Source organism: Saccharopolyspora mangrovi (genome assembly GCF_035320975.1).
Classification (GTDB): domain Bacteria; phylum Actinomycetota; class Actinomycetes; order Mycobacteriales; family Pseudonocardiaceae; genus Saccharopolyspora; species Saccharopolyspora mangrovi.
In genome coordinates this window covers 295779-308736 of the sequence record NZ_JAWLNX010000001.1, presented here as the reverse complement: position 1 = coordinate 308736, position 12958 = coordinate 295779, and the positions used below count along the sequence as shown (strand labels likewise).

The window sequence follows — 12958 nt, the reverse complement described above, 5'->3', positions numbered from 1 at the left end:
GATGTGTGTTGCAGACGGGATGCCGCCGCGGGTTCCGCCGCGTGGGCTCGGCGCTGATGCTCATCCGAGTCCGCGTACTCTCATCTGGCGTGGCGCTCAAGGTTCGGTTGAAAGAACTCATGTACTCGGTCTACGAGCGACGGCTCAGCCGGAAGCTCGATGGGCTGCAGCATCCCCGGCACGTCGGCGTCATCCTGGACGGCAATCGCAGATGGGCCAAAGAAGCCGGTCTGGACGCGGCGCACGGGCACCGGGCGGGCGCGCGCAAGATCGCGGAGATGCTCAGCTGGTGCGAGGAAGCTCAGGTCGAGGTGGCCACCCTGTGGCTGCTGTCCACCGACAACCTCAACCGCAGCGACGAAGAGCTCAACGCCCTGATGGAGATCATCGCCGGGGTCGTCGACGAGCTCACCAGCCCCGGCAAGTCGTGGCGGGTGCGGATCGTGGGCGCGCTGGACGTGCTGCCCACCGAGACCGCCGCCCGGCTGACGGCCGGTGCGCTGCGGACCAAGGGCCGGACCGGGATGCAGGTCAACGTCGCGGTCGGCTACGGCGGCCGGCGCGAGATCGCCGACGCCGTCCGCAAGCTGCTCCAGCAGCACGCCGAGGCCGGTACCACGATCGAGGAGCTCGCCGAGGTGCTCACGGTCGACCACATCGCCGAGCACCTCTACACCTCCGGCCAGCCGGACCCGGACCTGCTCATCCGCACCTCGGGCGAGCAGCGGTTGTCCGGGTTCATGCTCTGGCAGTCGGCGCACTCGGAGTTCTGGTTCACCGAGGCCTACTGGCCGGAGTTCCGCCGGGTCGACTTCCTGCGCGCGCTGCGCGACTACGCGGTCCGGCACCGCCGCATGGGCCGCTGACCCCGAACGCGCGAAGAGGCCAGGTCGTTGCCGACCTGGCCTCTTCGGATGCGATCAGCTCGCTCAGCCGGCGGACGGGTGGTCCACGATCGGGGCGTTGACGCACTCGCTGGCCTGCGGGGACAGCAGCGGCACGACCGCGCCCAGCACGGCGACGTTGTTGCCGCAGGCCTGCACCGGCAGGACGCTGAGGTTGTTGTCGTTGAGCAGGTTCACGCCGTCGTTGTCCGAGCTGTCGGCGTTGGCGACGGGCGCCAGGGCCAGCAGACCGGCGGCGGCACCGGCGACAATCACTGCCTTCTTCAGCACTTGGGTCACTCTCCTTTTGGAATTCCGCGGGATTCGGAGTTCACACCAACGGACTCTGTACAAAGCCCGGATGGGAGACCGAGTGTGGTGTGTTCCGGACGCAAACTACAGCGAACGCGCGGTTGACCAAAATTCCGTAACACCATTGTGTGAAGGCGAATCCACTAATCACTGGTAGGGGCCGGAATTTGCGGGCGCACGAAAAGGAGCGCCGGGTTCCTCCCCGGCGCTCCTCCTCGTGCGGTGCGGACCTCAGCGGCCGAGCGGGTGATCGACGATCGGGGCGTTCACGCACTGGCTGGAGTTGGGCGAGGCGATCGGAACCGTGGCGCCCAGGGCCGCGACGTTGTTGCCGCACAGCTGGATCGGGACGGCGCTGACGTTGTTGTCGTTGAGGACGTTGATGCCGTCGTTGTCCGAGCTGTCGGCGTTGGCCAAGGGTGCCAGGGCCAGCAGGCCGGCGGCAGCACCGGCGACAATCACTGCTTTCTTCAGCACAGCGTTGCTCCTTGTCAGATGAGTTGAGCAAGTGCGTGCTTCTGCCCGGACGAGTGATTTCCGAAGCGAGTGAAGCACCTGGTTCGAAACGTATCCAGGGGCTGCGGAACGCGACACTCGAATACCACCATTGTGTGTATCTTGATCGGAAACCCTCATGTTCTCGCGAGTAACCGCCGAAAAGGCCCAGCACTTTTCGGTGCGACGGAATTCGTGAGAATCGGTCAGCCTCCGGGGTGGCGCCACAGCCGCCGGTGCCGGCTTCCGGGTCGGCCGCCGGCGATCAGCCCGGGCGGCACATCGAGCGCTGATCGTTACCGCCGAAGGCTTGACGAAGTTCCCCTACCAGAGGTCGTCCGCGCGGAGATCGCGGCACGTGCTCACGATCGAAATTCACCCGGAAAGAGCAGCAACGATAACCGGGAGTGTTGAATTCCGTTCGATCCGGTCGGAGTCCCCGGACGTCTCCTGACCTGCTGACGAATCGTCTGGAAACCTTCTATTAACCATCTGACCTGCGAAAACGGGTAGTCGCGCGCGGTGAGCGCGGGAATGGTTCGAATCACCTAAGTGGCTGTCTGCCGAAATGCGATCACGCAGGTAGCGTTCGCGGTGACGGGCCGTTCTCCTGCACGTCCGAACGCGGCCCGTCCGGGAGGCCCTGATCGTGGCTGTTGGCTGGAGGGACGTTCACACGTCCACCTTGGTCGCGGAGGGGGTCGGTGCCCGGCCTTCGCGCGGTGTCGGTGGACCGGACGGTCCAGCCGGAGCTCGACGGGGCAGGCCCGGCCCACCGACGAGCGGGCGTGTTCGGCACGTCCGCGAGGGAGTAGCCGTGACCGCACGACGTTCCCAGCCTCAGGCGCACACCGCCGTCCGCAGCGACGAGCCCGCGCACACCGCCGCACCTGGCGGTGACTACGAGGTCCGCACCTACGTCCTGGACACTTCGGTCCTGCTGTCCGACCCGTGGGCGATGGCCCGTTTCGCCGAGCACGACGTGGTGCTCCCGGTGGTGGTCATCTCCGAGTTGGAGGGGAAGCGCCACCACCCCGAACTCGGCTGGTTCGCCCGCGAGGCCCTGCGCGTGCTCGACGATCTCCGGATCAAGCACGGCAGACTGGACCACCCGGTGCTGGTCAACTCCGAGGGCGGCAACGTCCACGTGGAGCTGAACCACTCCGACCCGTCGGTGCTCCCGCCGGGCTTCCGCACGGACTCCAACGATTCCCGCATCCTGGCCTGCTCGCTGAACCTCTCCGCCGAAGGCCGTGAGGTCGTGCTGGTCACCAAGGACATGCCTCTGCGGGTCAAGGCGGCGTCGGTGAACCTGGCCGCCGAGGAGTACCGCGCTCAGGACGTGGTCTCGTCGGGCTGGAGCGGCATGGCGGACATCGACGTCGGTTCGGAGTCGGTGGACTCGCTGTTCAAGGACGGCATCGCCGACCTGGAGGAGGCCATCGACCTGCCGCCGAACACCGGCGTGCGGATGCTGGCCGGGCAGCAGAGCGCGCTCGGCCGGGTCACCGCCGACAAGCAGGTCAAGCTGGTCCGCGGCGATCGCGAGGTCTTCGGGCTGCACGGGCGTTCCGCGGAGCAGCGGATCGCGCTGGAGCTGCTGATGGATCCCGAGGTCGGGATCATCTCGCTCGGCGGCCGGGCCGGTACCGGCAAGTCGGCGCTGGCGCTGTGCGCGGGCCTGGAATCGGTGCTGGAACGCCAGCAGCACCGCAAGGTCGTGGTGTTCCGGCCGGTCTACGCGGTCGGCGGGCAGGAACTCGGCTACCTGCCGGGCACCGAGGGCGAGAAGATGGCGCCCTGGGCGCAGGCCGTGTTCGACACGCTCGGCGCGCACGCCAGCGAGAACGTGCTCGAGGAGATCATGGATCGCGGCATGCTCGAGGTGCTGCCGCTGACCCACATCCGCGGCCGTTCGCTGCACGACGCCTTCGTCATCGTCGACGAGGCCCAGTCGCTGGAGCGCAACGTGCTGCTGACGGTGCTCTCGCGGCTCGGCGCGAACTCGCGGGTGGTGCTCACCCACGACGTCGCGCAGCGGGACAACCTGAGGGTGGGGCGCCACGACGGCATCGCGGCGGTCATCGAGAAGCTCAAGGGCCACCCGCTGTTCGCCCACGTGACCCTGACCCGATCGGAGCGCAGCCCGATCGCGGCCCTGGTCACCGAGCTCCTGGAGGGCGAGCACACCCCCTGACGTGGGCGCGGGGAGGGCGCCTCCGCCCGAGGCGCCCTCCCCGTCTCACCCGAACGTCACCAGCCGGACGGCAGCGGGCGGCCCTCGGCGAAGCCCGCGGCCGACTGGATGCCGACCAGGGCGCGCTCGTGGAACTCCTCGAGGGTGTGCGCGCCCGCGTAGGTGCAGGAGGAGCGCACGCCCGAGGTGATCTGGTCCAGGAGGTCCTCCACGCCCGGGTTCTGCGGGTCGATCCGCATCCGGGAGCTGGAGATGCCCTCCTCGAACAGGCCCTTGCGCGCCTGGTCGTAGGCGCTGTCGGTGCGGGTCCGGGCCGAGACGGCGCGCTTGGAGGCCATGCCGAAGGACTCCTTGTAGGCGCGGCCGTGCTCGTCGCGCTGCAGGTCGCCGGGGGACTCGTAGGTGCCGGCGAACCACGATCCGACCATCACCGACGAGGCGCCGGCGGCCAGCGCCAGCGCCACGTCGCGCGGGTGGCGGACGCCGCCGTCGGCCCACACGTGCTTGCCGAGCCTGCGGGCCTCGGCCGCGCACTCGGCGACGGCGGAGAACTGCGGGCGGCCGACGCCGGTCATCATCCGCGTCGTGCACATCGCGCCCGGCCCGACACCGACCTTGACCACGTCGGCACCGGCGTCGACCAGGTCGCGCACGCCTTCGGCGGTCACCACGTTGCCGGCGACGACCGGAACGGTCGGGCTCGCGGAGCGGATGGCCTTGAGCGCGGCGACCATCTTCTCCTGGTGGCCGTGCGCGGTGTCCACGACCAGCGTGTCCACCCCGGCCGCGAGCAGCGCGGAGGCCTTGGCGGCGACGTCGCCGTTCACGCCGATCGCGGCGGCCACGCGCAGGCGCCCCGCGTCGTCGAGGGCCGGGGTGTAGATGGCGGCGCGGAGGGCGCCCTTCTTGGTCATGATCCCGGCGAGCAGGCCTTCGGCGTCGACCGCGATCGCCACGCTGCGGCCCTGCTTGTGCAGCTGCTCGAAGACCTCGCGCGAGTCGGTCTCCAGCGGCAGCACGACCGGGTGGGCGTCGGCGACCTCGCCGACCCGCGCGAACCGGTCCACCCCGGTGCAAGCGGCCTCGTCGACGACGCCGAGCGGCTTGTCCTCGTCGTCGACCACCACGAGCGCGCCGTGCGCTCGCTTGGGCAGCAGGTTGAGGGCGTCGGCGACGGCGTCGTCGGCGTGCAAGGCCAGCGGCGTGTCCCACAGCGGGTGCCGGGTCTTCACCCAGGACACGATCTCGGACACGGCGGCCGGGTCGACGTCCTGCGGCAGGACCACCAGGCCACCGCGCCGCGCGACCGTTTCGGCCATCCGCCGGCCGGCCACCGCGGTCATGTTCGCGACCACGATCGGCAGCGTCGCGCCGGTCCCGTCACTGGTCGCCAGGTCGACGTCGAATCGCGACTCGACTCCGGAGCGCCGGGGCGCCAGGAAGACGTCGTCGTAGGTCAGGTCGGTAGAGGGCTGCTGCCCGTTCAAGAACTGCACGTCTCACCACGATACGTGCCGGGTGGCGCTCAGACGTCATCCTCGTCGAGTGGTTTGAGCGATTCGTACGCCTCGTAGTTGCGGAAGAAGCGGCTGTAGAGCTCAGAGCCGTCGTCGAAGGTGGCGTCTTCGAGGGGCTTGACCTCGACGATCTGCTTGAGCTTCCAGGTGACCGGCCGGTGGTTCTCGTCCTCGTAGCTGGTCTCCTGCTGCTTGCCGCACTCCCGCGCCTTCTCGGCCGCCTCCTCCTGGGACTCGGCCGTGAGCAGGACGAACGACTCCTCGTAGAGCGGCGGCTGCCCCTCCGACTCGGCTTCCAGCAGGAGCACCGCGACGTAGTGGTCGAGTTCCACGGAGGCGGCGCGCTGCTGGAATTCGCGCGGGTCGATGGTGCCCGGGCCGATGTCGATCGAACCGACGGGTTCGAGGTCCTCGCTGCTCATGCGCACAGGATCTCACCCGCCGCGGAGCATGCCGCGAACCGCCTCGATGGTGTCGGCCTCGGCTGCCTCCTTGTCCGGCCGGTAGCGCAGCACCCGTGCGAACCGCAGCGCGACACCGCCGGGGTAGCGGCTGCTCGTCTGCACCCCATCGAGCTCGATCTCCACCACCAGTTCCGGCACGACGTGCACGGTCCAGCTGTCCCCGCCGGTGGCGCGCTGCTGGAACTCGGTGGTCTGCCAGGCCAGCAGCTCGTCGGTGAGGCCCTTGAAGGTCTTGCCGACCATGATCGGCGGTCCGCCGTCCGGGTCGCGGGCGCCGAGGTGCAGGTTGGAGAGGTAGCCGCTGCGGCGGCCGTGCCCCCACTCCGCGGCCAGCACCACCAGGTCGAGGGTGTGCTCGGGCTTGACCTTGCGCCACGCCTTGCCGCGCCGGCCCGCCGCGTACGGCGAGGTGAGGTCCTTGACGACCACGCCCTCGTGGCCGTGGGCCAGCGCCTCGTCGAACAGCGCGGCCGCGTTGTCCGGGGTGGGTCGGAGCACGCCGGGGATCCGGTGCTCGCCCGCGACCTGCTCCAGCGCCTTCAGCCGGTCGCGCAGCGGCAGGTCGAGCAGGTCGGTGCCGTCCAGGTGCAGGCAGTCGAAGAAGTACGGGTGCAGCAGTTCGGCGCGCTGCTCCTGGGCGCCGAAGCGGGCCATCGTCTCCTGGAACGGGCGGGGACGTCCGGCGTCGTCGAGCGCCAGGGTCTCGCCGTCGAGCACCACCGAGCGGCAGTCCAGGCCGCGCACCAGCTCCACGAGCTCGCCGACGTTGCGGGTGATCTCGCGCAGCGTGCGGGTGTAGACGTGCACCTCGTCGCCGTCGCGGTGCACCTGGATGCGGGCGCCGTCGAGCTTGTACTCGACGCTGCACCCGTCGGACTCGGACAGCGCGGCGTCGAGCGTTTCGGCTGGTGAGGCCAGCATCGGGCGGATCGGGCGGCCGAGTTCCAGGTGGAACTCGGCGAGCGCGGGCTCGCCGCCGCTCAGCGCCGCCCCGGCGGTCGCCGGGAGCCTCCCGGAGAGCATGAACGCGCGGCGCACCGACTCCGTTCGCACCTCCGCGGCGGAGGCGATGGCCTCGACCATCACGCCTTCCAGCGCGCCCTGCCGGAGCTCGCCGCCGAAGAGGCGCACGAGGAACCACTGCTCGCCCTCGGTGGCCCGGCCCAGCAGCGCGGTGAGCGCTGCAGTCCTGCGCTGACCGGACCCGGAACCGCTGATCGCGCGCAACTCGCCGATCGCCGCGTCCACGTCACCGATACCCAGCGTCGGTTCGGACGCCGGTGCGACCTGCAGCGATGCCAGCGTGGACCAGCCGACTCCGGCGCGCCCGCCGGGGAGCTCCCCGGCCAGCAGGGCGGTCGCGGTCGCGACCTCCTGCGGTTCCAGCCGCCGGAGCAGGCCTGCGAGGGCGGTTGTCTTCGCCTTGCGGGACGACGTCGCCGCGACCTCCGCGGAGACCGCGACGACGTCCGAGAGCAGCACCATGAACCCCATGCTGCGCCCACCCCTGACACTCCGGCGACGTTTCAGCCGCCGTTGGCCATGCGGAGGACGTCGAGGGCCTCGTCGAGCTGCTCGATCGTCAGCTTGCCGTCGTCGACGTGGCCCCGTTCCAGGACGACCTCGCGGATCGTCTTGCGCTCCTTGAGGGCCTGCTTGGCGACCGCTGCGGCCTCCTCGTAGCCGATGTGGCGGTTGAGCGGCGTGACGATCGACGGCGAGCCCTCCGCGTAGGCGCGGGCCTGCTCGGTGTTGACCTGCACGTCGGCGAAGACCTTGTCGGCCAGCAGCCGCGACACCGCCGAGAGCAGCCGCGCCGATTCCAGCACGTTGCGGGCGATGACCGGCAGCATCACGTTGAGCTGGAAGTTGCCCTGCGAACCGGCGAAGGCCACGGCCGCGTCGTTGCCGATGACCTGGGCGACGACCTGCAGCGTCGCCTCCGGGATCACCGGGTTGACCTTGCCGGGCATGATCGACGAGCCCGGCTGCAGGTCCGGCAGCGCCAGCTCGGCCAGGCCGGTGCGCGGGCCGGAGCCCAGCCAGCGCAGGTCGTTGGCGATCTTGGTGAGGCTGACCGCCACGGTGCGCAGGTGGCCGGAGGTCTCCACGACGGAGTCCTGCGCGGCCTGGGCCTCGAAGTGGTCGCGGGCCTCGGTCAGCGGCAGCCCGGTCACCCGAGCCAGCTCTTCGGCGACGGCCTGGCCGAAGCCCTCCGGCGCGTTGAGGCCCGAGCCCACGGCGGTGCCGCCGATGGGCAGCTCGCCCAGCCGAGGCAGACCGGTGCGCAGCCGCTCGACCCCGTAGCGGACCTGCGAGGCCCACGCGCCCGCTTCCTGGGCGAGGGTGATCGGCACGGCGTCCATCAGGTGCGTGCGGCCGGACTTGACGACCTCGGTCCAGTCCTTCGCCCGGTCCTCGATGGTGGTCGCGAGGTGCTCCAGCGCCGGGATCACGTCGGCCAGCACGGCCTCGGTGGCAGCCACGTGAATCGTCGTCGGGAACGTGTCGTTGGACGACTGCGAGGCGTTGACGTGGTCGTTCGGGTGCACGTCGCGGCCGAGCGCGCGGGAGGCCAGGGTCGCGATGACCTCGTTGGCGTTCATGTTCGACGAGGTGCCCGAGCCGGTCTGGAAGACGTCGATCGGGAAGTGGTCGTCGTGCGCGCCCTCGGCGACCTCGTCCGCGGCGCGGGCGATGGCCTCGGCGACGTCGGCGTCGAGCACGCCCAGCCGCCCGTTGACCCGGGCGGTGGCGGCCTTGAGCAGGCCGAGCGCGCGGATCTGCGCGCGCTCCAGGCCGCGGCCGGAGATCGGGAAGTTCTCCACGGCCCGCTGGGTCTGCGCCCGGTAGAGGGCGTCGGCGGGCACCCGAACCTCGCCCATCGTGTCGTGTTCGATCCGGTATTGGGTTTCAGCCATGTTCGAAGTGTCCCGCCGATCAACGGCTCGGGTCAGCGTGGCACGCCCCACTGACCAGGCATCACCCCGGGAAATGGCCGTTCTGGAACGATCTAGGTGGCTGATCTGACAAGGCCCGCTCCCAGTGCTCGGAAGCGGGCCTCGTCGGTGATCAGGCGGTGGTGGAGGCGATCCAGTCCGCGTAGGCGGTGGCGTCGGTGTAGACCGAGGGCGCCGTGCCGCACACCGGGACCGGGCTGCCGAGGCGGCTGGTCACGCCGGTGAGCTTCCAGTCGCCGGGGGTGCCCTCCAGCTGCGGGCCGCCCGAGTCGCCGAAGCAGGCGTTGGCCAGCGGTTCCTGGCTGGCGGTGCAGATCTCGGTGGGCCCGTCGATGGAGCTCAGCGTGCAGTTCGCGTCCGGCGCGACGTTGGTCTCCAGCTCCTGCAGCTGCTCCGGCGGTTCGCCGCAACCGCGCACCGGGCAGGTCATGCCCCAGCCGATGATCCGAGACGGGGTGCCCGCCTCACCGGAGGCGTCGGCGAGCTCGATCGGCGTCTCCGACACCGCCTGGTCCAGCTTGAGCAGCGCGATGTCGCCGTTGGGGTTGTTGGTCTCGTAGTCCGGGTGCACCACGATCTCGGAAACACCGGCCTCGGTGCCGCCGCTGGTCCAGGTCGGGCTGCCAATGCGCAACCCGAGGTCGGCCGGTTTCGCGTCGGCCACGCAGTGCGCGGCCGTGAGCACCCACTGCTCGTCGATCAGCGAGGCCCCGCAGCTGTGCGAGCCGGCTCGCTGCAACGACGCCATCCACTCGTAGGACTCGGTGGCGTCGTGACCGCCGACGATCAGCGCGCCCGGGTTGTCGATGGCCTGCGCGGCCGGCGCGAAACCGGCGCTGAGCGCGAGTGCGGCGATGCCGCTGAGCACTGCGGACGTCTTCTTCACAGAGTTTCCCCTCCCCGACGTGATCCCCTTTCCCGGGAAGTTAGGGGTGGGGTGCAGCGCCAGGTACCGCCGCGCGCTGCAGCGCGATGGGCTGATCGGCGCAGTGGTGGTGAACAGCGGACACATGCGCCGCAGCCGACTAGCCTGAGGTCCGCATCACAGAGCCGGCGACGGGATGGTCGAGATGGCGCACGAGGTCGATCTGCTGGTGGTGGGGGCCGGTCCGACGGGCCTGTTCGCCGCCTACTACGCCGGGTTTCGCGGGATGTCGGTGGCGCTGGTGGACGCGCTGCCCGAACCCGGTGGCCAGGTGACCGCGATGTACCCGGAGAAGATGATCTTCGACGTGGCGGGGTTCCCCGAGGTCCGCGGCCGCGACCTGATCGATTCGCTGGTCAAGCAGGCCGACCAGTACGACCCGCACTACCTGCTGGACCGCCACGCCGTGACCCTGTCCGATGTGGACGGCGGACTGCTGGTCGACGTCGGTGCGGGCGAGCAGGTCCGGGCCGGGGCGGTGCTGGTCACGGCCGGGATCGGCGAGTTCAGCCCCCGGCCGCTGCCCGCAGGTGAGGAGTGGACCGGGCGCGGCGTCGTGCACTTCATTCCGGAGCTGGCCGCGCACGCCGGGCGCGACGTGGTGGTCGTCGGCGGCGGGGACTCGGCGTTCGACTGGGCCCTGGCGCTGCACCCGGTGGCCCGCAGCGTGACGCTGGTGCACCGGCGGAGCAGGTTCCGGGCGCACGCCGGGCTCGTCTCGAAGGTCGAGGAGCTGGGCGTGCCGCTGATCGTCCCCGCCGAGGTGGCCGAGATCCGGGGCGGGGCGGACGGGCTCACCGAGGTCGAGATCGACGTCGAGGGCCGGCGGCGCGTGCTGCCCGCCCAAACCGTGGTCGCGGCACTGGGTTTCACCGCCGACCTCGGACCCATCGAGGGCTGGGGCCTGGAGCTGGAGAAGCGGTCCATCCTGGTCGACACGACGATGCGGACCAGCCGGGAGCGGGTCTACGCGGCCGGCGACGTCGCCGCCTATCCCGGCAAGGTGAAGCTGATCGCCACCGGGTTCGGCGAGGCGGCCACGGCGGTGAACAACATCGCCGTCGAGCTCAACCCCGACGCCCACCTCTTCCCGGGGCACTCCTCGAACCTCAGCTGAGCGGGCGGGACCGCCCCCGGACGTGAAACGGCACCCGGGACGTGGGGGTCGCCGGGTGCCGTGCCGGGGGACGGGATCAGCTGCCGGTGTTGGTGCTGATCCAGTCGGCGAACGCGGTCACGTCGGTGTAGATCGACGGGCCGGTGGCGCAGGTGGAGTCACCGTTGCCGGAGCGGCTGGTCGCGCCGATCAGCTCCCAGTTGCCCTGGGTGCCTTTGATCTGCGGGCCGCCCGAGTCGCCGTAGCAGGCGCCGGCGTTGCCGCCCGGGTTGTCGGTGCAGATCTCGCCCGCGCCGTCGATGCCGGTGCAGCCGGCGTCGTCGACGATGCTGGTGTCGAGCTCCTGCAGGTTCGTCGGCGCCTCGCCGCAGCCGCTCTCCGGGCAGGTCTGGCCCCAGCCGATGATCCGGGTCGGGGTGCCGGTGGCGCCCGACTCGGCGGCGATCTTGACCGGCGCCGCGGACAGCGGCTTGTCCAGCTGCAGCACCGCGAGGTCGGCGGTGTCGTGCACCTGGGTCTTGGTCACGGCGGCTTCCTCGCCGCCGGTGGTGTTGTCGTTGCTGCCGACGCGGACCGTGAAGTCACCGCCGCCCTGAACGCAGTGCGCGGCCGTCACCACCCAGTCCGGCTTGATCAGCGCGCCGCCGCAGAGGTGGCTGCCCTGCTGCTGCAGCGAAACCATGAACGAGTAGGTCTCGGTCGCGTCGTGACCACCGATGATCATCGGGTCGACGTCGTCACCGGCCGCGACGGCGGGCATGCTCAGCGCGCCCACGGCGCTGACCGCGGCGACCGCGGAGATGAGAACCGAACGAATGCGCATGGGTGTCGAATCCTCCGGGGTTCCCCGGCTCCGAAGGCCGGCTGGCCGCTGACGCTAACGGCGCCGCTCAGCCGGGCGTACCGACGAAGGTGGTAGGCCGACCGTGAAAAGGGCGGTGACCAGCGGAATATCCGCAGGTCACCGCCCTGATCAAGACCGGTTCAGGGGGATTTTCCCGGTTTCCCGATCGGGACGACTACTCGCCAGCCGAACCGAGGTCCACGTCGGCGTACTCGCGCAGCTTGGTCAGCTTGTGCGAGGCGTCGACGACGCGCGTCGTGCCCGACTTCGAGCGCATCACGATGGACTGCGTGGTGCACCGGTCGGCGCGGTAGTGCACGCCGCGCAGCAGCGCGCCGTCGGTGATGCCGGTGGCCACGAAGAACATGTTGTCGCCGCGCACCAGGTCCGAAGTGGTCAGCACCTGGTTCGGGTCGTGGCCCGCCTCGCGCAGCTTCGCCCGCTCCTCGTCGTCGCGCGGCCACAACCGGCCCTGGATCTCACCGTCGAGGCACTTCAGCGCGCACGCCGCGATGATGCCCTCCGGGGTGCCGCCGATGCCCAGCAGCATGTCCACGCCGCTGTTCGGGCGGGCCGCCGCGATCGCGCCCGCCACGTCGCCGTCGGAGATGAACTGCACGCGGGCACCGGCCTCGCGCACCTCCTTGACGATCTGCTCGTGGCGCGGCCGGTCCAGCACGCACACCGTGACGTCGGAGACGTCGACCTGCTTGGCCTTGGCCACGCGGCGGACGTTCTCGGCGATCGGGGCGCTGATGTCGATGACGCCCGCGGCCTCCGGGCCGACGGCCATCTTCTCCATGTAGAACACCGCGGACGGGTCGAACATGGTGCCGCGCTCGGACACCGCCAGCACCGCCAGCGCGTTCGGCATGCCCTTGCTGAGCAGCGTCGTTCCATCGATGGGGTCCACGGCGACGTCGACCTCCGGGCCCTCCCCGTTGCCGACCTCCTCGCCGTTGTAGAGCATCGGGGCTTCGTCCTTCTCGCCCTCGCCGATGACCACCACACCGCGCATCGACACCGTGCCGATGAGCTTGCGCATGGCATCCACCGCGGCTCCGTCACCCGCGTTCTTGTCGCCGCGGCCGACCCAGCGGCCACCGGCCATCGCGGCGGCCTCGGTCACGCGGACCAGTTCCATCGCCAGGTTGCGATCGGGTGCTTCCGGGTGTCGTTGCGTCATCGCGCCCTCCCCGTTGTGAGGCATCGTCGGTACCGCCCGAGTCCGGCGGGAAAAGGC

Annotated in this window: 12 protein-coding genes; 3 read left to right on the top strand and 9 right to left on the bottom strand. The window is 70.5% G+C overall.

Translation table 11 applies throughout. From position 1 onward, the window contains the following. Positions 1 to 89 precede the first annotated feature (89 nt). Entirely contained in the window at positions 90 to 866 is a 777-nt protein-coding gene (locus tag R4I43_RS01550) for an isoprenyl transferase (RefSeq protein ID WP_324263650.1), read from the top strand. Positions 867 to 929: 63 nt separating this feature from the next. Here R4I43_RS01550 and R4I43_RS01545 read toward each other — a convergent pair whose 3' ends face one another. Then, positions 930 to 1175 (bottom strand): hypothetical protein, encoded by a 246-nt coding sequence (locus R4I43_RS01545; RefSeq protein WP_324263649.1) that lies wholly within the window; start codon positions 1173 to 1175, stop codon positions 930 to 932. Between the two features lie 252 nt (positions 1176 to 1427). Further along, positions 1428 to 1673, bottom strand: coding sequence for a hypothetical protein (locus R4I43_RS01540; protein ID WP_324263648.1), 246 nt, complete (start codon positions 1671 to 1673; stop codon positions 1428 to 1430). A gap of 835 nt (positions 1674 to 2508) precedes the next feature. Here R4I43_RS01540 and R4I43_RS01535 point away from each other — a divergent pair. Further along, entirely contained in the window at positions 2509 to 3888 is a 1380-nt protein-coding gene (locus tag R4I43_RS01535; RefSeq protein ID WP_407691176.1) for a PhoH family protein, read from the top strand. 56 nt (positions 3889 to 3944) lie between these two features. On the opposite strand, the gene R4I43_RS01530 is transcribed toward R4I43_RS01535, so the two are convergent. From R4I43_RS01530 to R4I43_RS01510, 5 genes are all read right to left on the bottom strand, one after another. Continuing rightward, positions 3945 to 5384 (bottom strand): GuaB1 family IMP dehydrogenase-related protein, encoded by a 1440-nt coding sequence (locus R4I43_RS01530; RefSeq protein WP_324263647.1) that lies wholly within the window; start codon positions 5382 to 5384, stop codon positions 3945 to 3947. 29 nt (positions 5385 to 5413) lie between these two features. After that, entirely contained in the window at positions 5414 to 5827 is a 414-nt protein-coding gene (locus tag R4I43_RS01525) for a DUF4288 domain-containing protein (RefSeq protein ID WP_324263646.1), read from the bottom strand. Positions 5828 to 5839: 12 nt separating this feature from the next. Beyond that, positions 5840 to 7354, bottom strand: a complete 1515-nt coding sequence (locus tag R4I43_RS01520; protein WP_324263857.1) for an ATP-dependent DNA ligase — start codon at positions 7352 to 7354, stop codon at positions 5840 to 5842. A gap of 41 nt (positions 7355 to 7395) precedes the next feature. Beyond that, positions 7396 to 8790: a class II fumarate hydratase gene (locus R4I43_RS01515; RefSeq protein WP_324263645.1), complete on the bottom strand. Its 1395-nt coding sequence runs from the start codon at positions 8788 to 8790 to the stop codon at positions 7396 to 7398. Between the two features lie 151 nt (positions 8791 to 8941). After that, a complete protein-coding gene (locus R4I43_RS01510) occupies positions 8942 to 9715 on the bottom strand; it encodes a S1 family peptidase (RefSeq protein ID WP_324263644.1) in 774 nt (257 codons plus the stop codon). 175 nt (positions 9716 to 9890) lie between these two features. Between R4I43_RS01510 and R4I43_RS01505 the strand changes: the two genes are divergently transcribed. Then, positions 9891 to 10871, top strand: coding sequence for an NAD(P)/FAD-dependent oxidoreductase (locus R4I43_RS01505; protein WP_324263643.1), 981 nt, complete (start codon positions 9891 to 9893; stop codon positions 10869 to 10871). A 76-nt stretch (positions 10872 to 10947) separates the two neighbouring features. Here R4I43_RS01505 and R4I43_RS01500 read toward each other — a convergent pair whose 3' ends face one another. Together R4I43_RS01500 and glpX are read right to left on the bottom strand one after the other, a co-directional pair. Further along, entirely contained in the window at positions 10948 to 11694 is a 747-nt protein-coding gene (locus tag R4I43_RS01500; RefSeq protein ID WP_324263642.1) for a S1 family peptidase, read from the bottom strand. A 196-nt stretch (positions 11695 to 11890) separates the two neighbouring features. Then, positions 11891 to 12901 carry a class II fructose-bisphosphatase gene (gene glpX, locus R4I43_RS01495; RefSeq protein WP_324263641.1) on the bottom strand — a complete coding sequence of 337 codons (1011 nt, stop codon included), beginning with the start codon at positions 12899 to 12901 and terminating at the stop codon, positions 11891 to 11893. Positions 12902 to 12958 lie beyond the last annotated feature (57 nt).